At 47.7% G+C, this 23,251-nt stretch carries 19 protein-coding genes and 1 other RNA gene; 11 read left to right on the top strand and 9 right to left on the bottom strand.

Annotation, left to right across the window (positions count from 1 at the left end):
• Positions 1–40: 40 nt before the first annotated feature.
• Positions 41–670: a UPF0149 family protein gene (locus GV64_RS04855; protein WP_020584009.1), complete on the bottom strand. Its 630-nt coding sequence runs from the start codon at positions 668–670 to the stop codon at positions 41–43.
• 105 nt (positions 671–775) lie between these two features.
• On the opposite strand from GV64_RS04855, the gene GV64_RS04850 reads away from it, so the two are divergent.
• The 5 genes from GV64_RS04850 to ssrS all read left to right on the top strand — a co-directional run bounded on the left by GV64_RS04850 (position 776) and on the right by ssrS (position 3,857).
• Positions 776–1,543 carry a class I SAM-dependent methyltransferase gene (locus GV64_RS04850; RefSeq protein WP_020584010.1) on the top strand — a complete coding sequence of 256 codons (768 nt, stop codon included), beginning with the start codon at positions 776–778 and terminating at the stop codon, positions 1,541–1,543.
• 391 nt (positions 1,544–1,934) lie between these two features.
• The gene (locus GV64_RS04845; protein WP_020584011.1) at positions 1,935–2,744 is read left to right on the top strand and encodes a hypothetical protein; all 810 of its coding nucleotides are present in this window, start codon (positions 1,935–1,937) and stop codon (positions 2,742–2,744) included.
• Between the two features lie 334 nt (positions 2,745–3,078).
• Entirely contained in the window at positions 3,079–3,288 is a 210-nt protein-coding gene (locus GV64_RS04840; RefSeq protein ID WP_020584012.1) for a TIGR02449 family protein, read from the top strand.
• Positions 3,285–3,590 carry a cell division protein ZapA gene (locus GV64_RS04835; protein WP_020584013.1) on the top strand — a complete coding sequence of 102 codons (306 nt, stop codon included), beginning with the start codon at positions 3,285–3,287 and terminating at the stop codon, positions 3,588–3,590. The genes GV64_RS04840 and GV64_RS04835 overlap by 4 nt, the downstream gene beginning before the upstream one ends.
• 87 nt (positions 3,591–3,677) lie before the next feature.
• Positions 3,678–3,857, top strand: a non-coding RNA gene (gene ssrS / locus GV64_RS24140) — 6S RNA.
• A 289-nt stretch (positions 3,858–4,146) separates the two neighbouring features.
• Here the strand turns inward: ssrS and GV64_RS04830 are convergent.
• On the bottom strand, positions 4,147–5,631 hold the full coding sequence (locus GV64_RS04830) for a coniferyl aldehyde dehydrogenase (protein WP_020584042.1): 1,485 nt from the start codon (positions 5,629–5,631) through the stop codon (positions 4,147–4,149).
• A 169-nt stretch (positions 5,632–5,800) separates the two neighbouring features.
• Between GV64_RS04830 and GV64_RS04825 the strand changes: the two genes are divergently transcribed.
• Entirely contained in the window at positions 5,801–6,481 is a 681-nt protein-coding gene (locus GV64_RS04825) for a nitroreductase (RefSeq protein ID WP_020584043.1), read from the top strand.
• Between the two features lie 43 nt (positions 6,482–6,524).
• On the opposite strand, the gene GV64_RS04820 is transcribed toward GV64_RS04825, so the two are convergent.
• Complete coding sequence (locus GV64_RS04820; protein ID WP_020584044.1) at positions 6,525–7,337, bottom strand: enoyl-CoA hydratase-related protein; 813 nt, start codon at positions 7,335–7,337, stop codon at positions 6,525–6,527.
• A gap of 23 nt (positions 7,338–7,360) precedes the next feature.
• Complete coding sequence (locus GV64_RS04815; RefSeq protein ID WP_020584045.1) at positions 7,361–9,025, bottom strand: GMC family oxidoreductase; 1,665 nt, start codon at positions 9,023–9,025, stop codon at positions 7,361–7,363.
• 306 nt (positions 9,026–9,331) lie between these two features.
• On the opposite strand from GV64_RS04815, the gene GV64_RS04810 reads away from it, so the two are divergent.
• From GV64_RS04810 to GV64_RS04800, 3 genes are read left to right on the top strand one after another with little or no spacing between them, the layout of a single operon-like run.
• Positions 9,332–11,425, top strand: coding sequence for a DUF3604 domain-containing protein (locus GV64_RS04810; RefSeq protein WP_020584046.1), 2,094 nt, complete (start codon positions 9,332–9,334; stop codon positions 11,423–11,425).
• A 6-nt stretch (positions 11,426–11,431) separates the two neighbouring features.
• The gene (locus GV64_RS04805; protein WP_081622195.1) at positions 11,432–12,415 is read left to right on the top strand and encodes a peptidylprolyl isomerase; all 984 of its coding nucleotides are present in this window, start codon (positions 11,432–11,434) and stop codon (positions 12,413–12,415) included.
• Entirely contained in the window at positions 12,412–13,419 is a 1,008-nt protein-coding gene (locus GV64_RS04800; protein ID WP_020584048.1) for a HupE/UreJ family protein, read from the top strand. Before GV64_RS04805 ends, GV64_RS04800 begins: the two co-directional genes overlap by 4 nt.
• Before the next feature lie 58 nt (positions 13,420–13,477).
• Here the strand turns inward: GV64_RS04800 and GV64_RS04795 are convergent, their stop codons facing one another.
• The 3 genes from GV64_RS04795 to GV64_RS04785 form a co-directional block, all read right to left on the bottom strand.
• Positions 13,478–14,371, bottom strand: a complete 894-nt coding sequence (locus GV64_RS04795; RefSeq protein WP_020584049.1) for a LysR family transcriptional regulator — start codon at positions 14,369–14,371, stop codon at positions 13,478–13,480.
• A gap of 325 nt (positions 14,372–14,696) precedes the next feature.
• On the bottom strand, positions 14,697–15,650 hold the full coding sequence (locus GV64_RS25790) for a DUF1186 domain-containing protein (RefSeq protein ID WP_020584050.1): 954 nt from the start codon (positions 15,648–15,650) through the stop codon (positions 14,697–14,699).
• A 55-nt stretch (positions 15,651–15,705) separates the two neighbouring features.
• Positions 15,706–15,990, bottom strand: coding sequence for a hypothetical protein (locus tag GV64_RS04785; RefSeq protein WP_020584051.1), 285 nt, complete (start codon positions 15,988–15,990; stop codon positions 15,706–15,708).
• Between the two features lie 105 nt (positions 15,991–16,095).
• On the opposite strand from GV64_RS04785, the gene GV64_RS04780 reads away from it, so the two are divergent.
• Positions 16,096–16,755, top strand: coding sequence for a pseudouridine synthase (locus GV64_RS04780; protein ID WP_020584053.1), 660 nt, complete (start codon positions 16,096–16,098; stop codon positions 16,753–16,755).
• A 140-nt stretch (positions 16,756–16,895) separates the two neighbouring features.
• Here GV64_RS04780 and GV64_RS04775 read toward each other — a convergent pair whose 3' ends face one another.
• Together GV64_RS04775 and GV64_RS04770 are read right to left on the bottom strand one after the other, a co-directional pair.
• Positions 16,896–18,116, bottom strand: a complete 1,221-nt coding sequence (locus GV64_RS04775; protein ID WP_157237089.1) for a peptidoglycan DD-metalloendopeptidase family protein — start codon at positions 18,114–18,116, stop codon at positions 16,896–16,898.
• A gap of 365 nt (positions 18,117–18,481) precedes the next feature.
• Entirely contained in the window at positions 18,482–20,071 is a 1,590-nt protein-coding gene (locus GV64_RS04770; protein WP_020584055.1) for an ABC-F family ATPase, read from the bottom strand.
• A gap of 394 nt (positions 20,072–20,465) precedes the next feature.
• On the opposite strand from GV64_RS04770, the gene GV64_RS04765 reads away from it, so the two are divergent.
• A complete protein-coding gene (locus GV64_RS04765) occupies positions 20,466–23,234 on the top strand; it encodes an ImpA family metalloprotease (protein WP_020584056.1) in 2,769 nt (922 codons plus the stop codon).
• Positions 23,235–23,251: the final 17 nt, after the last annotated feature.

The raw sequence follows: 23,251 nt of genomic DNA, 5'->3' as shown, positions 1-23,251 counted from the left end.
TCACCATTTATACGCAGCTGGAACTATACGTTAAATCACCTTAATGAAGTGTTTGGGATGATTCACTTTTACCTGCCCCCTCCAAATTACTGGAAGAGCCTTTATCATCCTGAGGCTCGGGCTGACACACTTCTGCATATACATTCAACCAGGCCAGGCGCACAAATTCAGCGACTTCTATATACAGCTTTTCAGATTCTTCATTCTCTTCAGCCGTTTCAATCAAGCTGATCTCAGCAAAATCACGGAGTACTTCTTCCACCATTTCACTGACCTGCCGGTTCTCCAGCCCCTGGCCAAAACCCGAGATAAATGACTGACACCATAAACCCAATGACTCAGTCCTGAGCCCCAATGCCTCGTCATCATCTGGAAGTAGCATGGTTGCGGCCAGGCTGCCAGACTCAAGCTCATTCAGAGTATGCAAAAATAATTGACTTAATAACTGCCCTGTTGATTCATCAAACGATTTATCGCCCATTTGTTCTGCGAGCTGCTTCAGCCACTTCTGAACATCCGGCTGGCTTCCCGCTGACAACAGGCCGCATAAATAACCATGAATTTCAGATGGATGACTAAGACCACCCTGGTCTGCCACCCGGTTAGAAAGTTCATCGAAGGATACAGCTGCCGGTATATCGCCTGACTGAGAAGAGAAGGTCATTGTCATCAACATTCCTGATTTAAACTTAGGAAGATTCTAACAGACTTCCCAGACAAACTTCTTGAACAAATAAGTGTCTATGATACAAATCCAATTAACAGGAATCCTCCCATGCCAGAGAGCTTGTACGAAAAGAATCAATTGGGTGTAGGCTTTACTTTTAACACTCCCGTTATCTACCAAGATTACTGGCTTAGTAGCTGGAAAGGTGACAAGCCGCTTCTGGATATAGGGTGTGGCCATGGGGTCAATACCCATGCGGCTCTGATGCATGGTGCCAAGGTTATGGCCACTGACATGAATAAACCCGACCTGACCGATTGGCTAAATGACCTGCCGGTGGCTCAGCAGGAAGCGGTTACTTGCAGTGCTGCAAAACTTCCCGACAATATTCCTTTTGAAGATAATTCCTTCTGCGGAATTCTTTGCGCTGAAGTTTTTCATTTTCTTGGAAACGAAGAAGTTATTCCGTCAATCAATGGGCTCTACAGAATTTTGGAACCGGGAGGTACCCTGCTACTGACGTGCTGTTCTTGCGATGTAGATGTATTGAAATGTACAGGCATCAGTGAACAAATTCGCAAAGATTTCAAAAAATCACCATCGACAATTTCAGGTCAACGGGATTATCTTAGCCTTCTTGCACAGGCGGCTGAAGATTTCAATTGTCCGGAAATCACCGACCCGGTTCTGGCAGCCCACGATATTAATATCCCAGGAAGAGATTTCTGTTTTTTCATTTCAGACCAACTGGGTGAATTAATGAAAAATGTTGGTTTTATTATTGAAGTCTGTGAACAGGGGGAAGCCTCTCATTTCCCGGTGTGGAGCCATGGTGATCGGGATCAGGTTCGTATTATTGCCAAAAAACCTGAGTGAACGACTGTTTTCCTAGTCCATAATTGAAACGGCCATGGAGTATGGCCTTTCTTTTAAAAAGATAGCCAGAAGAAAATATTATAGACACCTCATTTATTTCACAACAACAGTCACTAGTATTCAAAATTCAATCCATAAAAAACACCCATTAAAACCTAACTAATAAGTTAAAAAGCAAAACAGTCTTATCAAAATACTGACCATTAATTTAAACAAAAACCATTCAAGAAAAACTTAATTCAATGAAAAAACAATATTTAAAATAAAAAATATAATGACTACATTTCCCAGCAGCATCATTTTTTTAGTGGCAAATAAAAAACCATCTAATTAGGCATAACATTCTTCTAAAACCTGTTTTTTTTACTAACTTAAAATGGATAACTAAATAATGCTTCAAGCTCTAGGACATGTATTTCACCAACACAACGCTGATCATATAGGTGCAAACCCGGGCGTGAACCAAAATGCCCAACAGCAGAACAATGCAAGTAGCAATGGTTACACCGTAAAGGCTATGAATGGCATAAAATCGGCTTTTTCCAATTTGGCTTCCGCAATCCCCTCACCCAGTTCCTTTTCATTTACAGAGAAAGTGGAAATAGTGGCCACAGGAACAATTTATCTTTCCCAAACAGCATTTGCAATGGCAAACGCAACGGATAATCCAGGTGGGGTAAATGGTACGATGGGAGCAAATGGCTCAGAACCTATCATACCTGATGAAGGAGGTAGCCGTGAAAGTGGTTGGCCCGGCTGGAAAACTGGCCTTACCGTTGTTGGAGTTGCTGCTGGAGTAATAGGTATACCGCTTACAGCTTATTGTGCATGGCAAAACAGAGAAAAGCTATGCCCGTCAGAACAGCAACCAATTCCTACCGAGCCAGCTGATGAGCCGCCTATAGATAGAGAATTAAAAGACATGAGTTCAAAAGCTGCGGATGAAGAAACCCCAATGATCGATAAAGAGCTGGGTGATACAGGTGCCACGAAATCCAGTACCGCCTCTGGTGAACACCCTATTCCACCGAGCACTCCGGGAAGTACAAAACATGAAACTAGTGATTCAGGAGTATCAGGATACATGCCCTATCAGGAAGGAGACATGAAACCCGAGACGAGCACTGATCCCACAACCAGTATCCCTGAGAAAGTTGTTATTGCAGGAGATAAAGATACTGAAGTATCAGTCACAACCTAATAAATAGAAGGCGTTTCAGACTCTACAACAGCAATAAGCTTGATTTAGTTTTATACTAAATGACCATTATATAATGCTACACTCCGTGTAGGTACACATCCGACTATTCACCTAAATCTCCTGTGAAGGACTCACAGGAGATTTTGTTTTAAACAATATCTCTTGCTTTACGCCTTTTACTATTTCAATACAGCCTTTTGCTAATGACATTAGCACCCATTGGAAAAAATATTACCAGACGAATTAAAAATAAAACGTTGTCAACAATTAAGTCATTGTTCTGAATTTCTCCAGAGGCTATAGTAACCCTAATAACCGAGCATTCAGGGAAGCTATGAAAGAATCCGATTTCATCGCCCTCGACCAGAAAATCAACTATCTGGTTGCCCTTTGTCAGAAGCTGACTACTGAAAACAGACAACTTCGGCAGCAGGAGCAGTCCTGGAGAGCTGAGAAAGCGAAGTTGATGGAGAAAAATGACGTTGCACGCAATAAAGTGGAAGCGATGATTCAGCGTCTCAGGTCTCTGGAGCATGAGTCATGACGGATAAAGCATCAATCACATCCGTTCATATTTTGGACAAAGAGTACCGTGTTGCCTGCCCCCATGATAATCAGGACGCACTGCACACAGCTGCACGCTATCTGAACGAAAAGATGCAGGAAATCCGCTCTTCAGGCAAAGTCGTTGGTATCGAACGGATCGCCGTGATGGCGGCCCTTAACATCAGCTATGAGCTGATGCATAGCCGTCGCCAGAATGAAGATGAAAAGATGGATACTCAGGAACATATTGACCAACTGCTGGGTAAGCTCGATCAGGCACTGGCAGCGGTTGAACGATGAGCTGATAACCTTTTGTACTTTCCGCAGCTACTGATAGCCAAAAAAACTTGCAGACATCTTTTCAATTGTCGATATAATGCCGTTGAAACCTCCCTGGCCTGTTCGCCAGTCACCATACGTCCCGAGCCGATAATACTACCCAGGGGGCTCCTGGCAGGTGCTGGAGTGCAGGTCCGCCTCGTAGCGGAAAGCCCGATTCACCTCAGCAGCCCCCACCGTGACCGTTACGGCCACGGGCAAACGTGACAGCGGCAGGGTGGGGAGGTTTCGCCTATACCCTCTCATACTGCTACTTGGAACCACCTGACTCTACCAACGAAACGCTGCAATATAGTTACTGATACGTAAAAAACATCCCTAATTTTAAGAACAATCACACTTTTGAGAGTCAGATTCAGGTAGTAATGCTTTTGAACCGAGTTTGATTGTAATCAACAATCAAATTGAAAGTACATCCATACATAATCAAACAGTAAACAAAGTCGAGCATAAACATCGACAATCATTCTGGTAAATTTCCTAAAAATATTCTTATAGAAGGAAAGCAAGCCTCCTTCTATTTTTTCACTAATCCCCTCGACAACTTATCAAACTTGTCACCATAGGGCGGTAGCATACCACTCACTTTGGGAAGGTTAAGTAAGCCCTGTTTGAATACGGACTTGGCATGACTGAATGTCTTGAAACCTTCCCAACCATGAATCTGACCCATGCCGCTTTTACCAACGCCGCCAAAAGGCAGGTCATCACAGGCATAATGTACGGCAATGTCATTGATCGTCATAGCACCTGCCATGGTGTTGTTTATCAGTTTACGCTGTACTGCCTTGCTATTACTGAACAGATAGAGCGCAAGAGGGTTTGGGCGATTATTAATATCAGCGATGCAGTCATCAAATGCTTTGTAGCTCCGAAGACAGAGAATGGGGCCAAACAGCTCCTCCTGCATAACCAGCATGTCTTCTGATGGATTGATCACCAGGTGCAGAGGAATTTTCTGTCCCGACGTGTGTGCCCACTCTGACTGAGTTGGATCCAGAGAGATAACCTGAGCTCCCTTGCTCTTCGCATCATCAAGATACCTGTTGATGCGGTCAAAATGCCGCTCATTAATGACAGAGACAAAGTCTGGATTATCCTGAACCGTCGGGTAGAGTTTGCTGACCACCTGGCGGCACTTATCCACAAATACATTCAGGGATGCTTCAGGAACAAAGCAGAAATCCGGGCTGATACAGATCTGCCCAGCGTTCATCGCTTTGGCTACCATCAGCTTGTCTGCAGCATCATCAAGATCATAGTCATCGGCAATGATCACCGGAGACTTGCCACCCAGCTCCAGCGTTACTGGTGTCAGATTGGCTGCTGCTGATGCCATGACTTTTGCACCCACTGCCGTGCTGCCCGTAAAAATCAAATGATCGAATGGGAGCTGACTGAAAGCGGCTCCGGTTTCAGCATCACCATTAATAACAACTACTTCTTCATCAAAAAAATATTCTGAGATCAGCTTTTCCAGCAATTCAGAGGTATGCGGAGTGAATTCTGAAGGCTTTATCATTGCCCGGTTACCAGCCGCCAGAACATCGGCCAGCTGGGAAAAAATGGGATTCACCGGTACATTCCACGGCGTCATGATGCCAATGACGCCTTTTGGCTGGTAGTGAATCTCACTGCGGGCACCGATCAAATTCATGGGAAAGGGCGCTGAACGCCGCTCAACCTTCATCCACTGCTTGAGTCTCTTTTTGGTAAATTTCAGAGACTGCAGTGAAACGAACAGATCGGACATGCGGGTGACATGAGCAGAGCGACAGCCAAAGTCTCTGTTTACCGCCTCACAAATCTCATCCTGGTGGGTAACCAGCAGGTCAATGCAGCGATCCAGCCGTTTAATTCGTGTTTCATAATCGGGATAAGGTATCGCTGAGTGAGCAAGACGCTGCTTATTTAATAACGCCATCAGCTTTTCAGTCGGCACAGGGTAAACCGACTGGGGCGATTTTGACTCTATGGGCACAACTTCAGCAGAGGCTAACATCTTATTTACCTTTTTATTTTTTGCCAAAGATTACCCTCTTGCTAACTATTATCGAAATTTATTTTATGAATAAGGAGCCATTCACACATTGAATGAGAAGTCATTCTTTGTCGTTTATCTGGTAAATTGGAGAATCAAACGCCTCTATTTAGACGAAAGAAAAAGAATAATGAACAGTCCAACGGTTACCGAAGCATTACAGACAAGAAAATCAATCCGGGCATTCAGCAGGCAGCCAGTTGAACTGTCAGTTGTTCAGGAAGTTCTCGAATTGGCAGCGCTGTCCCCTTCCGGCGGGAATGTACAACCATGGAAAGTGGATGTGCTGACAGAAAATGCACTCAGAGAGCTTGCCCAGAAAGTTCAAATCGCGGTACAGAGCAGCGGAGGAAAAACGGAGCCGGAATTCCCAACCTACCCTGAAAACATGGTGGATCCATATAACAACCGCCGTAAAGACTGCGGTGAAGTCATGTATGAAGCGTTGAACATTCCCCGGGAAGACAAAATGCAGCGCATGATGCAGACCTTGAGAAACTTTGAGTTCTTCGGAGCTCCAGTAGGCATCATCATCACTGCCCACCAGCAGATGGGCATGCCACAGGCGATGGACATTGGCATCTTTATGCAGAGTATTATGCTTCTGGCCAGTGAGCGAGGTCTGGATACCTGCCCTCAAGTCAGCTGGAGTATATTCCCGCAGCCAGTAAAGGAGTATTTAGGGTTAAGTGATGATAGGAAAGTAATGGCTGGAATGTGCCTGGGTTATAAAAATAATGACGAGGCGGTGAATAATATCAGCCAACCCCGTGCCACCCTCAACGAGTTTGCTTCATTTCACGGATTCTGAACGTCCATTAAAAAATCCCCGCTTGCGGGGATCCAAACTGGTATTACTCACCAACCCATTCAGGCTGACGTTTCTGGGCAAAAGCCTTAATGCCTTCAAGAATATCGCGACTGGTTCGCATGCTCTCCAATGCAGGGTACCGGTTTTGGTCCTGGCCTTTAATAGCCTCAGCCATGTCCATACCCAGCCCTTCACGAACACATTGTTTCGTGGCCTGCATTGCCAGTGGTGCGGGCTTCAGCAAACGATGAATCCAGCGCTCTACCGCATCATCCAGACCTTCTGCCGGCACCACTTCATTAACCAGCCCCCAGTCCAACGCGGTACTTGCATCAATGGTTTCACAGGCCAGCAGTAACTGCATCGCCCGCTTCATTCCAATCTGGCGAGGCAGACGATGCATGCCACCAGCATAGGCAACAATTCCTACCATGGGCTCTGGCAGACCGAAAGTCGCATGTTCTACTGCAATGACCAGGTCTGCAGCCAGGGCAATTTCAAAACCACCGCCCATGGCGAGACCATTCACTACCGCCAGCACCGGTTTATCCAGGTCAAAGCGGCTGGTCAATCCACCGTACCCGGTTTCAGGCACTTTATAGGGTTCTCCCCCGTCTGCCGCGTTATTCATGGCCTGAATATCGCCACCGGCAGAAAACGCCTTGTTCCCACTGCCCCGGATCACCGCAAGCCAGAGCGAGTCATCCGCCGCATAGCGATCCATGGCTTCCGCCATCAGCCGGTTCGTTTCAGTATCAATGGCATTCATCCGTTCGGGACGGTTGATCGTGATATACAACACTCGTCCATTGACATGGGTAAGGACTTTTTTATTGTTGTTATTGGACTCTGACATATCTTTTATATCATCCCTGTTAATCAGGCGAATTGCCCAGGAGCCTGTACGGAAATAGTGTCACTCTCCGCAGATTTTCTGGACTTAAGAATCATATCTGCGGCTTTTTCCGCAATCATAATCGTTGGCGCATTGGTATTACCGGACGTCAGGCTTGGCATCACAGAAGCATCTGCAACCCTCAGACCTGTCACACCACGCACGTGCAGTTCTGGATCAACCACTGAATCTGAGTCACTACCCATACGACAGGTACCAACCGGATGATGAGCGGTTGTACCAGCCCACCGGGCATAATCCAGCATCTGGGTTTCCGTAACCTGATCACTTCCTGGCAAACGCTCACTGGCCACCAGCGCGGATAGTGCAGGCTGCGAAGCAACCGCCCGGGCAATATGCATACCGGCCAGTGTGACCTCCACATCACGGTCGGAAGAAAGGTAGTTCAGATCAAACTGTGGTGCGGAATATGGATCTTTATCCTGCAGGTAAACCCGGCCTCTGGACTCAGGATGCATAAAATACGGAGCCAGAGTCAGCCCCGCCTGTTTATGGGCCGTTTTACCACCAGGGTGACCGGTCACGGGCAAACAGTGGAACTGAAGATCAGGCCGTTCGACCTCTGGTGAAGACTTTAGAAATGCCCCTACTTCAGAGCCCGGTAATGTCATTGCACCTTTTTTACTGACAAGGTAATGCAACACCTCTTTTACTATGCGAGGTGGATGCAGGCGCTCATTCAAGCTGGCAACGCCCTTATTGAGTATCCACATCATGGGAACGATAAAATGATCCTGAAGATTTGCCCCTACCATTGGGCTATCGCTGATCACCGGGATATTCATTTCATCAAGATGCTGACGTGGACCAATGCCCGAGCGCAATAAAATACGGGGGGAATCCATCGCACCCGCACAAAGAACGGCCTCTCTGCGAATAAATACCTTATGCTGTTTTTTATTAATAAAATAAGTGACCGAATGCGCCTTACCCTCCTGAATACTCACCCGGTCAACAATCGCTCCGGAAACAATATCCAGATTCTGTCGCCCTTTTACCGGTTCAAGAAATGCCTTGTTTGTGGATAAGCGGGAACCTTCACGCATGGTGACCTGAAAATATCCACAACCTTCCTGCACCCCATCATTAAAATCACTGGTGCGTGAGTAGCCTGCCTGGGCAAAGGCCCGGATAACATCTTCACTCAGCGGATGAGGATCTGGCAGGTCAGTAACGGTCAGCTCACCACCACGACTATGGATAGGAGAAATGCCTTTATGCAGCTGATCCTGAGAGCGAAGAAAATACGGAAGCACCTGGTTCCAGGACCAGCCTGTTGCACCCAGCTTCTCCCAGAGATCGTAATCCTGACTCTGGCCTCTTAAATACAGCATGCCATTGATATTGGAAGAGCCACCCAACATACGACCACGGGGCAACCGATGAGAACGTTTATTGGTTTCCTTATCCGGCTCTGAATCGTACAGCCAGCTATAACGGGGGTTTTCGGTAATTTGCCCCCAACCTGCCGGCATATCAGTCAATAAATCTTCTTTTTTGGTTCCTGCCTCCAGCAGTAAAACACGAATACCCGGATCATTACTAAGTCGATTAGCAAGAACACAACCTGCGGAGCCACCACCAATAATAATATAGTCGTATACATCACCTTCATTATCTTTATTCATTTGTGAATAACTCCTGATGGCGGAATTTCGTTATTAACCCACCAATAAGTCGTGCCATTAATTTGAAACTTACAAAAGAAATGGTAATTCCATGATTCAAAGCGGAATTATTTTTTAGTCAGGGGTATTTTCTTATTTGAGTATGTTGCTCTTGGAAAAACACCAACATCATCCATATGGACTAAAAAGCAATTACATAAGAAGTGTGAATGACAGCCTATTCAGACAATAAATTTTTAAATCAGAAGCGGCAGCCATACTCTATGACACTGTCGGTAAAACAATAAAAAATAATCATGGGATGGAATGCGTGCAGTGAAGACTTTTCTTTCGACGACAATCGCCGGTGCATTACTGCTCAGCGGATCTGTTCTGGCAGAAGCGACAGAATCCTCTCAGACTTCCGTCAATAATAACATTCCTGAAGAACTGCCTTTTACCGTTACTGAAGAACGGGTCCGGTGCGCAAGTTATGAGCCAATGAAACAGCCATTATTTGGCGATCTTCATGTGCATACCAGCTACAGTTTTGACTCATTTGTTTCCAGTCAGAGAAATACGCCCTGGGACGCCTACCGTTATGCCAAAGGGGAAGCAATCACACTGCCGGATGAAAGCGGCGACCAGAAAGTCATTGCCCAGATCCAGCGCCCCCTGGACTTCACAGCAGTCACAGACCATGCCGAGTTCCTCGGACAGATCAATGTCTGTACCGATGACCCCACTGAACCGGGCTACTGGTTTCCCTATTGCATGATGACCCGAAGCAACACCTTTCCCATACAGCTGCTGGCAGCAAGTTACTGGCAGGATCTTGGGGTCAGCAGCACCCGGGAGAACAGAGACAAGTCCTTTGCCTGCACACTGTCTGACTGTGATGAAGGGCAGGCTAAATACTGGAGCAATATCCAGCAGGCTGCTGAAGATCATTATGACCGCACCGAAGCCTGCAATTTTACGACTATGGTCGGTTATGAATACACCGATGCTCCTCAATACAAAAATATGCACCGGAACGTCATCTTTCGGAATGAAAAAGTGGCCGAGAAAACCATCTCAACCTACGAAACCGGCAGTTATAACTACCCCGAACTCTGGAAAGAGCTCCGGAAAGAGTGCACAGATAAAGGCAATGGCTGTGATGTTATCTCCATCCCCCATAATCCTAACCTTTCCGGTGGCCTGATGTTCCGTGACCCACTCAACGATGAAGAGCGGGATAATCGAATCTATTTTGAGCCTCTGGTTGAGCTGGTTCAGCACAAGGCGGCCTCTGAGTGCCGTTATGATCGACTGGCAGGTCGGGGTGTCCAGACCCAGGACGAACTCTGTGATTTTGAACAGGCCGTGGCTGACAACCTGAGTATGCTGGGAACGGTGTACGGCAAAGTAATGACAGAGACGGCCAAACCCGTTCCGGTGGAAGAGTATGCGCCACGCAATATGGTAAGAAATGCCCTGAAAGATGGCTTGAAGCTTGGCCAGGAAACGGGGGTTAACCCATTCAAGATGGGCTTCATCGGTTCCACCGATACCCACAGTGCCACACCAGGGGGAGCGGAAGAGGACAACTACACAGGTCATCTGGGCAAACGGGATGCCGGTTATCGGAATGTACAGGATCACTTTTTTGATAACCCTGGTGGCCATGCGGTGGTCTGGGCTGAAGAAAACTCCCGGGACAGTATCTTTAATGCCCTGAGAAACCGTGAAACCTACGCCACCAGTGGCACCCGCCCTATTATCCGTTTTTTTGCCGGCTGGGATTTTACTCCGGAAATGTGCGGTTCCTTTGACCTTGTGCAACAGGGGTATAACCGCGGTGTTCCCATGGGCAGCGATATGAAGCCAAGGCCTGGCAGTGAAGCACCCACCATACTGATTACTGCATTGAAGGATCCGGGTATTTATGGTCATCCCGGTACTGACCTGCAACGACTTCAGGTCATCAAAGGCTGGGTAGATGAAAACGGCAAAACTCACGAGAAAGTAATCGATATTGCCGGCGACCCGAATAATGGAGCCACGGTCAATAAGAACACCTGTGCGCCCGAAGGCCAGGGATATACCAGCCTGTGCGGCGTATGGCAGGATCCGGAATTTGATCCTGAACAACCCGCCTTTTATTACGCCCGCGTTGTAGAGAACCCCAGTTGCCGCTGGAGCACCCTCCAGTGCAAGTCCTATGGTGTTGACCCTTTCTCACCGCAGTGTGAAGCCCAGGCGGCTGAACAGACTGAAAACATGGATGGCATGGGGGATATTTTCGGTCGCTGTTGTATCGACCCAGAGACAGAACCATTTTACTCACCCACGATTCAGGAACGTGCCTGGACGTCACCGGTCTGGTACACCCCGGAAGGTAAGGAACCCATCAAAACAGCTTCTACTGAAAGGTAATTCACCATGATAAGACGTATCGGCAGGCGTCTGCTGTTGTCACCATTAATGCACTGCCTCTGGCTTGGCCTGACCCTTCTCTGGGTCACTGCCGAGCCTGAGCCAGCCCCGGTGATTGCGATCAGTGAGCAGCAGATAAAAGATCTTCAGGTCCAGTGGCAGTTACAGACCGGCAGGGTCCCCGACACCCAGCAAACAGAACGACTGATTGCGGTCAGTATTGAACATGAGATTCTTTTTCAGGAGGCTATGAACCGACGGTTCGATCAGTTGCCTGTCGTCAAAACCCGGCTGCAGCAGCTGGGTGGATTTCTGAAACTGACCAGTGGTGGTGCCAGTGACCGTGAAAGGGAGGCATTGAAACTGGGGCTTGATCAAACCGATCCGTTGATTCGTCGATACCTGATCTCGGCCATGCAGGAAGTGATTGCGGCTGAAAGCCCGGTTGAAGAGCCGGATCAAATAGCGCTTGAAGCTTATTACCAGAACCATAAAGAGCAATACCGGCAGCCTGCCACAGTGAAAGTCAGCCATGTCTTTTTCGGCGGCTTCGGACAACGAGCCCTGGACAGGGCAAATGGCCTGCTATCGAGTATGCCAGCCAGCACAGATGAAGCCATTCAGTCCGGTGACCCATTCTTCCATGGTCATCAGTTGCCATTGCTCAACGAGCAGCAATTAGAGAAAAAGCTGGGCCAGGAGTTCGCTCGCCAGGTGATGACGCTTGGGTCAGGTCAGTGGCATGGCCCTGTTGCCTCCAGCTATGGCTATCACCTGGTCATGATCGAAGAGAAACAACAGGGAATGTACCGCCCTTTGGCTGACGTGGCTGAGAATATTCGCTCCCACATTCTCAGGGATAGACGACTGTCGATGCTGGATCAGGAAATAGAAGCGATGAAGAGAAACTACATTATTGAGATCGCTGATGTCAGCCTTGATGCCTCAACCATCACCTTCCCGGATTTCAGCAGGAGCCAAACCCTATGAAGCATGGAGTACTGCTTATATCACTGCTACTGATGCTTGTGGGAAAGGCCAGTGCACACCCGATGGCGCCTGGACTCTGGGTCATGAATGAGCAAAGTCCCGGACACTACCTGGTGATCTGGAAAACCTCGTTAAAGCCCATGCCCGGTATCAGCCCTGCGCCCATTCTCCCCGAAGGCTGCATCAGCGATGGCCAGCTGAGTGGTAGCAAAGAGGGAACCGGAAATGTCGTTCAATGGACGACAGACTGCTCCTCCATTGAGCGTATAGGCAGTGAGTACCGGGTGGAAGGTCTGGATGGCAGCCCATCTGGCGTTCTGTTCCGTATGAAAACGCTGGATGGCAACAGCTATCACCGAATGCTCAGCAGTGATGACCCATCGATCACCATTGAGCAGGCACCAGGTGCCCTGGAGGTTATGTGGACCTACGTGGTTTCCGGCTTTGATCACCTGCTTTCCGGGTTGGACCATGTCTTTTTTGTCATCATGCTGACACTGTTGGTGGGTTGGGGAAGGCAACTGTTCTGGACGATAACTCTGTTTACCCTGGGGCACTCCGTCACCCTTTCGTTAACCGCACTGGGTTATGTCAACTTCCCTGTGATGCTGGTTGAATCCATTATTGCCCTGAGCATTGTGGTGGCAGCTGCAGAAGTGATTCGCAGTGATAAAAGCAGCCTATTCAGACGACACCCCTGGTTAATGTCTGGAGGGTTTGGCCTGCTGCACGGCATGGGGTTTGCCGGTGTATTGAGTGAGTTTGGTCTGCCACAAAATGATATTCCCCTGGCTCTGGCCGCTTTCAATATCGGCATCGAGGTTGGGCAGTTGCTGGTGATTGCCGCCTTCATGGTGTTGTGGAAAGGTTTGCTGATGGTTAAATCTGACTGGTCCCAATGGTCGCAGAAACTGGCCAAACTGCTTCCTGCCTATACCATTGGTGCAGTGGCGGCTTTATGGTTCTGGCAACGAACCGGGATTGAACCGCTGCTTGCCGGTTAACCACGAACTCATTCCTGTTCTTTGCAGGAATGAGAATAATACTCCCATAAAGAACACATCAGACCGTAGCAGCTGTATCGATTATTAGCTGCCGCAGCCATTGGTTAGCCGGATCCTCTTCTTTCGCAGTAGACCAATATAGATGCAGTGCTTTTTCTGACACGTTGAAAGGCAACTCCAAGGTGGCCAGGTCGAAATTGGCCGCCAGCTTCCGTGGAACGGTCAGGGCAAGATCGGTGACTTTGACCAGCTCAGGTGCCACCAGATAGTTCTGCAGACGGGCAGCAATTTTTCGCTTCTTGCCAATTCGGTTCAGAGCCAGATCAATATGGCCGGGGCCTTTTGGTCTTGAAGAGGTATGAATGTGGTTCAGTGTTAAATACACATCCAGTGTCATTTTTTGGTGGAGCGCTGGATGGTCTTTCCGCACCATACAGACGTAATCATTGCTGAGCAGCAGCTGGTTTTGCAGGCGCTGGTCCATGACCTGGGGCGACTGAATACTGAAATCCAGGTAAAAAGAGGTCAGGTTTTCCGCCACTTCATCCTGAGGAATGTGCCGGGTTTCCAGCACAATACCCGGAGCCTGTTCGCGAAGCACCGGTAATAATGCTGGCAGCAGCAGTGCCGACGACAGATCACTCATACTGATGCGAATCACTTTCCTGGTTTCCCTGGGATCAAAGTGACTCTTACTCATCAAACCATTATTTAACAGCCACAGCGACTCACGAACGGGGCCAATCAGGTTTTCTGCAAATGCCGTGGGTTTCATCCGGTCGCCATGACGTTCAAACAGTGGATCATCCAGAGAATTTCGAAGCCGGGAAAGTGCATTGCTGACAGCAGGTTGGGTGATATTGAGAATTCTGGCCGCTCGAGTCAGATTCCCTTCTCGATAAATAACTTCAAAAACGATAAACAGATTCAGGTCGATTTTGGCCAGTTGCATTTTTTATGGTGTTATCTATGAATAATGGCCACGACATCTTATCGCAGTTTATTTATGCCTCCAATTAATTGACAGGGTGATGACAAATATCTGGAATTAACGAGAGTATTAATCATACAAATTCCGCCTTCTAAATATGATATCGAGCAAGCTGTTTTGGACAGCTGGGCAAGGCGGAATGACGAGTAATAGCCGGGCTATTGCGAGGAATTCCAACGAAGATCCAACTGACCAAAATGGCTGCGCAGTTCATGTTTAGAAAGTGGAATTGGTATAATACCTCGCTCCCATGCTCGGTATGGAAACGAGGCTGCTTCTATGGCTATTAGTGCAGGCAACACTTCTTAAATTTTTTACCACTGCCACAGGGACAGGGATCATTTCTGCCGACACCGGCTGGTGATGAAGTAAACGCAGGTGTTGGTTGAGAATGCTCACCCTGCTTTGGAGCCGTCTGGTTGATCACCATATTCTCCAGATTGGTTAACAGCTCGTTGCCCTCTCCGGAATAACAGGTCAGCTGTCTCAATGCAGCCACCGCATCATCCAGGTAGCAGTAGAACTCACCTTCCTGCTTCATTACTGACTTGTTAATCACTTCCGGAGCCACACCACAGCGCAGTTTAAGCTCGTCCAACGTGATGTAATAGGTATCCGCCCACTCTTTTTCATAGAGGTCTTTCAGGGCTTCCATAAAACTCTCAGGCTGAGTGTTATAACAAGCTTGAACCCAGGCATTCCAGACCTGATTCTTTTCCTGTTCAAGACCATACTCATAGAGCTGATGCAGATAAGTCGTCAACTCCTGAAGCTCAAGGTCTCCCTGTTGATAACGGACAACCAGAGATCCCAGAGCCGCATCCCGGACGTATTCATCAATACTGGTGTTTTCAATGATGGATTGCAGGGGGCGAATATCACCCGGACAGAGTGTCGCAAAGATCTGGCTTAGCCGGTCACAGACCACCTCATCAAAATCATCGCCAATGGCAATGTTGTCTTCAGAGCTCATGGTGCTGAACAGATCAATGACAATAGGCCAGGCCGCTGGTTCACGAAACTGCGTCAACAGATAAAGCGCATGAAGTGCTAGACGGCTTTTTGAGGATGAGCTGCTGCGCTTGCCACGGATTTTCACCGCTTCAAGAGCCTCCAGGAGCACCGGTGTGATCTCTTCCTGATGCTGGGCAGCTTCTCTTAATGCCGACAGAGGCAGTTCACTGGATACCAGGGAAAGGCTTTTTTTCAGCCTGGAGATATCCTCGGTAGAAAGGGGCATAACCAGTTAATCCAACATATAAACAAATTGGGCGCTAGGATAGACCTTCACGACGTTAAGATACAGCTCTTGAGGCTTGTACCAGATTATTCTTTTCAAGGGCTGTGTATATCTTTCGGGCCGTTTTAGCCAGCCTGTGGATATCTCCAAGGTTTGGTTTATCACCCACATTCAGGCGCATGCTCCAGTCTGAGAGTTCCTGATCCAGAAACTCCAGCAGTTTTTTGGAGCACCCTTTACAGGTACCTGAGCACAACTCAGCCTCGGAAAAGCCAAAGGGAATTGCCCCTCGAATATCATTGATCAGAGAAGCCATCGCATCCGGTGTTGAGGGTTTCATGACTGCTTCTTCAAATGAAAAGGTGAGAATGGCATCAGAACAGGCAAATTACGATCCGCATTATCCCCAGATGACTTACCCCGGGTTTATCCTGATAATCAACCCATGAATGATACTTTTATTGTCCCCTTCTGTAACGAGCCATTGGCGGAACTTTACCGCGATGAGTGCATCGTCGTTGTAAATAAACCGGCAGGCCTGCTCAGTGTTCCCGGAAAGCCACCCAATCATGAAGACAGTGCCCTGTCACGATTGCAGAGGATAAATCCTGAAACCCGCGTTGTGCACCGTCTGGATATGTCCACATCGGGCCTTATGGTGTTTGGGCTTGATGCTGATAGCCACCGTGCACTGAGCCGGCAATTTCAGGACCGTCTGGTCGAAAAAGAGTATGTCGCCGAAGTCTGGGGAAAACTGGAAAAACCTGAGGGGAAAGTTGAATTACCACTTCGCTGTGACTGGCCAAACCGCCCGAAACAGATGGTCGACCATGAGCTGGGAAAACCCTCACTGACACTGTTTCAAAAGATTGAAAACCAGCGACCGGAGTTTGATCGTGTGTTACTCAAACCCGTGACCGGGCGTTCTCACCAATTAAGAGTTCATTTAGCAGAGCTTGGGCATCCTATTCTTGGCTGTGAGTTTTATTCACACCCAGAGGCCCAACAGGCCAGTAACAGACTCAACCTGCACGCAACTAAACTCAGCTTTATGCATCCATTAACTGAAGCACCTGTTACTTTTATTTCAGACGTTCCGTTTTAGAAACGCTTAAGAGGCTATCGCAAAAGGTAGCGAGCTCAGGCAAGACAAGGCGAAAAAGCGCAGTTTACAAGTAGTAAATGAGCATTTTGAGCCATTTTTTAACACAGTATTGGTAAGCGCAGCCCTTTTGCGACAGCCTCTTATGAGGCTTCGGATGGCACATTAACCGTAGCATCGACCAAGGCCTCTTCATTTCTCAGCATATTGAGATACCTTGAAGATACCTGCATAAAACCACTAAGCTCAGAGCCACCCAGTGCCCGATTGGTTCTTAGCTTAGCCCTCATTGCATCAACAGGGCGGCCATCCACATACACTTCGTAGTGAAGGTGCGGCCCTGTGGATAAACCCGAGTTACCGGATAAACCAATAACTTCTCCACGACGAACCTGCTGACCAGCCTTAACCTTCAGCTGACTCAAATGCAGGTATCGGGTGATATAGCGGCGCCCATGCTGAATCTCGATATAGTTTCCGGCTGTAGGATGGCCTACCACCGACTCAACCACAATACCATCTGCCGTTGTTATCACCGGTGATCCCACCGGAACAGCCCAATCGGTCCCTTTATGTTCACGAATCTGACCAATAATCGGGTGCTGTCTCGATAAGTCAAACCCGGAACTTACCGGATACTCTTCCTTGAGAGGTAAGCGTAAAAAGGTTCTTCCGAGCAGCTTTCCTTCTAAGGTGTAATAACGACCGTCATTATATCGAATTGCCGTTAATGTCCTCCGCTGTTGATAAATCTGTGCAGCCAGAATTCGAGTATCATCCGCCAGTTGATCTCCAGAAACCTTTTCCAGCAGAATTTCAAAGCGATCACCTCGATGAATATCCCGACTGAAGTCCAGCTGCCACTGAAAAATATTGGCAAATTCGCTCATGGCTGATGGCGATAAACCTGCTACTTTTGCACTGGCGTAAAAGCTGTGTTTAATTACTCCACCAATACGCACGGTCTCCAACGGCTTTTTTTTATCATCCACCGTTACAGTGAAGGTGTCTCCTCCAGCCTGTGTTACTTTTGAAAATGACAGTACCTCACCAGAAACGGTAGTTATTTCCAGTTTGATAACTCGATTATCATTACTCAGCTGATAGCGGAGAATATCAATCTCTCCCGGTTGACTGATCCAACCTGCACTTTGTGGAATGTTCATCAATAGATTCAGGTCAGCCTGCATAAGGCCTTCATTAATAAAAACGGTAGTCAGGTTTTCATCTGGGCTGACTTCATACTCATGCCATAGGATGCCGCTTTCTGAGTGATCCAGAATCTCAAGCAGAGAGTTTCGGGCAGGGGAACTTAAATAGCTTTCCAATTCCATCGCATTATTCAGCAATGAAATAGAGTCCATAGGATCATCAGCAGCCACAACAGACGAAAACGCGTAATTGAATGAAATCAAGAAGGATAAAAAGACAGTCTTTGCTACTTTCCTGATAAACACCATGAATCTGACCTGTTGAAGTTCGATTCAAAGAGTATCTCGTGATACGGGAAAGAGCCCTATGCTGACTTGCACTTAAACAACGATAGTCAGGAAATACCCCTGACATTCAAATGATAAAATCAGCTCAATCCGATACGGTATTTTCTTATTCAAATGAGGCTACCATCAGGTTCTGTTAACAGAACCTGATGTGGAAGGGTTTACATTCAGGCAGTTCATGGTACCAACAGAGCAAATCGCATTGTCGATACCACAAGCATTATTTGGATTTACTCAACACCCTGGCTGCGCAGATAGTCATCATAAGTACCATGGAAATCCACTACACCAGAATCTTTGATTTCAATAATCCGTGTTGCCAGCGATGAAACGAACTGACGGTCATGGGAAACAAAGATCAATGTGCCCGGGTAGTTTTCCAGCGCCAGGTTCAGAGACTCAATGGATTCCATATCCATGTGGTTGGTAGGCTCATCCATCAACAGGATATTGGGTCGCTGCTGGATCAGTTTGCCAAACAGCATACGCCCCTGCTCACCACCGGAAATGACCCGAACGGACTTTTTCAGGTCGCTCTGAGAGAACAGCATGCGTCCTAATACGCCGCGAATGACCTGTTCATCATCGCCTGGGTTCATCCACTGGCTCATCCAGTCGAACAGGTTCATATCCATATCAAAGTCAGAAGTGTGGTTCTGAGCGTAATAGCCAATATTAGCATTTTCTGACCATTGAAGCGTTCCGGTACGCGGAGCCATCTGACCAGCCAGAGTATGCAGCAGGGTGGTTTTACCAATACCGTTCTGACCGATAATGGCAATACGTTCACCGACTTCAACCATCATATTCACTTTGCTGAACAGGTCATCTTCATAGCCCTGGCTCAGTTTTTCCACCACCAATGCATTCCGGAACAGTTTCTTTTCCTGCTCAAAACGGATAAACGGGTTCTGACGACTGGAAGGTTTAATCTCTGCCAGTTGAATCTTATCAATCTGTTTCGCTCTGGAAGTCGCCTGTCTGGCCTTGGAAGCATTGGCAGAGAAGCGGCTGACAAAGGATTGAAGTTCGGCAATCTGGGCTTTCTTACGGGCATTATCAGCCTGCAGACGCTCACGGGCCTGAGTTGCTGCCGTCATGTATTCATCATAGTTGCCTGGCATTACCTGCAATTTACCGTAATCCAGATCCGCCATATGGGTGCAGACACTGTTCAGGAAGTGACGGTCGTGCGAGATGATGATCATGGTGCAATCACGCTGCTTCAGGATGTCTTCCAGCCAGCGGATAGCATTGATATCCAGGTTGTTGGTCGGTTCATCCAACAGCATAATTTCAGGGTCTGCAAACAGCACCTGAGCCAGCAGCACTCGCAGCTTCCAGCCGGGGGCAACTGCACTCATCAGTCCATAATGCTGTTCAATAGGAATATCCAGTCCCAGCAGCAATTCTCCTGCACGCGCTTCTGCGGAGTAACCATCCATCTCACCAAACTGAACTTCAAGGTCTGCAACCCGCATACCTTCTTCTTCCGTCATTTCGGCTTTGGCATATATGGCATCACGCTCTGCTTTTACTTTCCAGAGCTCTGCATGCCCCATAATGACAGTATCGATGACCGTATAGTTTTCATAGGCGAACTGATCCTGACTCAGTTTAGCCATACGTTCATGAGGGTCTTTGCTGACAGTTCCTGAGGTAGCTTCAAGCTCACCGCCAAGGATTTTCATAAAAGTTGACTTACCACAACCGTTGGCACCAATGAGTCCGTAACGGTTACCTTCGCCAAACTTGACGGATATGTCCTCAAACAGGGGCTTGTCACCGAACTGCATGGTGATGTTGGCTGTAGAAATCAAATTTATTGTCCTGCTCTATTTAATTAATCAGAAAGTGCGGCGCAGACTACAGTGACTATTCCCTTGAGCCAATAGGTAGTTTACAAATTCTGCCATTGTAATTTTTAGTAATACCCCACACCCAAAACCGTAGTTAGTTTCAGGCTCCTGCATTAGCTCAGAGAAATATCGGCCAGACCTTCCGGAATATCAAGCCAAGGATGTTACCGTCGCTCATTTTACCAGCTCAGATACCCCGCTCAACCTGATGTGTTTAATTCGGCGGTAAGCATAGTGTGACTCTTCTCGCAGGTTTCGCTCACAAACCAGCAAATCGCTAGTGATCAATATAGAGTTTACTTAAAATCGAAAAAATTTTGTTTATAAACTTCATTCAAGGAAAAAAGCATTTTTCATGGAATTTATAAAAACGCTTTTTATCGTATTGCTGTTAACGACTTTGACAGCTTGTAAGAATGGAAGCTCTGACGACTCCGGCTCAAATAAACCCGAGCCTGATCCGGTCGACCAGGCTTTACAATCAGCTTTTCAAACCGGTGATGCATCCGGAATACCTTCAGCAGATTCTGTCATACAGAAAATCGATAACGTCATCGCGAAAGGGCATGGCCAGTTTAACTCTGTCATTTACCGCCTGTTCCAACTGAATGCGGATGGTTCAACCAATGCCAATAGCCTGACCAATATCGACTGGGATGTTACCCACGACTCAGCCATCATTGCACCGGAATTTGGCAAGTCAGCAACGTTTCTTCAGGCCAATGCTTCCGATAGAAGCGAATTTGATCCTTTAAAACCCGGAGCTCTTGGCGTACTCGGCGAAGAAGGTAACAGCCGGTTCATCGCTTTATCATCAAACCCTATGCGGGTCTGGAAACGGTTTCCCAGTGCCATTAATGCACAGGCCAACCAGTTAATGGTGAACAGCATTGACTGGCTCGCAGGGCAGTCTCTCAACAGTACTGCCCCAATGAACATTGTGATCGCCCAGATGGATGAGTCACATTATTTCCCGGATCAAAGCAGCACACGACTATGGATAGATACTTTTATGCCGGGGCGGGTCAGTTACAATGACAGAGAAGTCTGCAATGGCGCAGCTCTTTCAAGCTGTTTGGAAGAAGCTGACGTACTGATTGTCTCTTCCTACGGTGAACTGACAGAAGGCCTAAAAGATGGCATCAACAAGGCACGCAGTCAGGGCATTGGCATTTTATACCCTCACTACTATCGTGATGATAATGCCATCAGCCAATATCTCCTTCCGGCACTCAACGCAAATTTCGTTGCCAATAATTACTGGAGCTATCTGATTCTCAGAGGCTTCAACATCGTGGAGTGGGGCAACCCCCTGTCCACCGAAGTTGCTTCTGTGAACCGCCTGCTCACTACCCTGAAAAACCAAGGCAACAATATTAATTTTGCCCAGTGCAATGGCAGTGACTGTTCAGAAGCCGATGGTTTTAACGACGACTTCCTGAATGGCTTACAAACCATGCAGGGGCAGCTTCGCCAACTGGACAGAAACAAACACGCTATTTTCACATCAGCTAACGACGATAAGGCGCTCTGGCGATGGCTGGTGCTTCTTGCTGATTATTATCGGGCAGCAACCAAGTACCCTCTGGATAAGTTGAATAACACCGAGGATTTTGTAAAAGCGGCATTTTCAGATTTTGGTGTTTACCAATACCGCCCAACTAACGCCATTCCTGCTGATTTAGGTAACTTTGGACGCACTGATTTCAGTCATATTACGCCGACCAGCAAAAACATAACCATCACCAGTAAAGTGCCTTTCCGCTCTGCGGGTGTCTATGTCATGCCTGGCAAACCAGTGACCATTCACCGTACCGATAATACAGAAGCCGTCGTTAGTGTTTTTGTAAACTCCATCCGTGATGGCGCAACCCACTGGCTGGACAATGATGGCTATAAACGTCCCCGTTACCTGTGGGGGCAGGAAATGATCATTGCACCGGGAGAAATCCTCACCTTTACCTCGCCGAATGGTGGGCCTCTGCAACTGAGATTTGATCGCAATGATCAACAGGTCAGTCTGAATGTAAGCAATATCGGCCTGCATCCCTATTGGACAAAACCTCAAGATAATGAGGATTTTGCAGAGGCACTGGAAAAAGGCGATTTTGACTGGGCTGAGCTGGTCACTGATGGTTTTGAAGTCCACTCCCGCCTGGACCTGATGCGCCAATCCATGAGTAATTGGAATAATTCAGCAGCAGATCTGGCTGCGGTTACTGACCGTTATATGTCTAACTTGCCCCATATGCTGGCAGGTTTCCGTGGTGACCGTATCGATGAAAATCCGGAGATTATCGAATTTGCCGAGCGTAGAGGGTTAGCCATTGACCTGATTGACCAAGTCAAACACATGAATGCTGATCAGGCCACCTGTGGTTATGGGTGCTCCGGCAACCCATATGATGCTTACTGGGCATTTGATCCCCTGGGGCATGGAGATCTACATGAGCTTGGACATGGGTTAGAAAAAGGACGCTTCCTCTTTGACAGTTGGAGCCCAGGCCATACTGCCACCAATTTCTATTCTTATTTTTCCAAGTCCCGAGCTTACAAAGAGCTCAACAAAACCCCCGGATGCCAGAGCCTGCCTTTTAAAACTCTGTTTGACTGGCTGCAGGCTGCCCAGGCCACGGATGACCCGTTTGCCCATATGCAGCAACAGGACTTTAGTGACTGGAGTAGTGGCGCCGCGGTGTATATCCAAATGATGATGGCAGCTCAGAGTCAGGGAACATTGATTGATGGCTGGATGCTATTGCCAAGGCTTCATATTGTTGAGCGTGAGTTTTATCGGGCCCTCAGCAACAGCGATACCTGGAATCAGAAGCGTGAGCGACTGGGTTTCAGTACCTATAGCTGGGAAGAGGCTAAGAGCATTGCGAAAAATGACTGGCCCACCATTGCACTTTCAGTGGTGACCGGCCTTGATATGCGTGACTATCTTTATGCATGGGGACTGACAGGCAGTCAGAAAGCTCTGGAACAAGTGTCAGCACTTAACTTGCCCCCCATGGAATCAGTCTTTTACAAAACCGATGGAAGCCTTTTCTGTGAACAGTTTGAAAACCCAGCAATAGTCATTGAGAACGGAATGACCTGGGATACACCAGCAGCACTTTAATAATGCTGCAGTAGTTG

It is taken from the genome of Endozoicomonas elysicola, from assembly GCF_000710775.1.
Lineage (GTDB): Bacteria > Pseudomonadota > Gammaproteobacteria > Pseudomonadales > Endozoicomonadaceae > Endozoicomonas > Endozoicomonas elysicola.
Note: the sequence above shows the minus strand (reverse complement) of the source record. Positions and strands in the feature narration are given on the sequence as shown.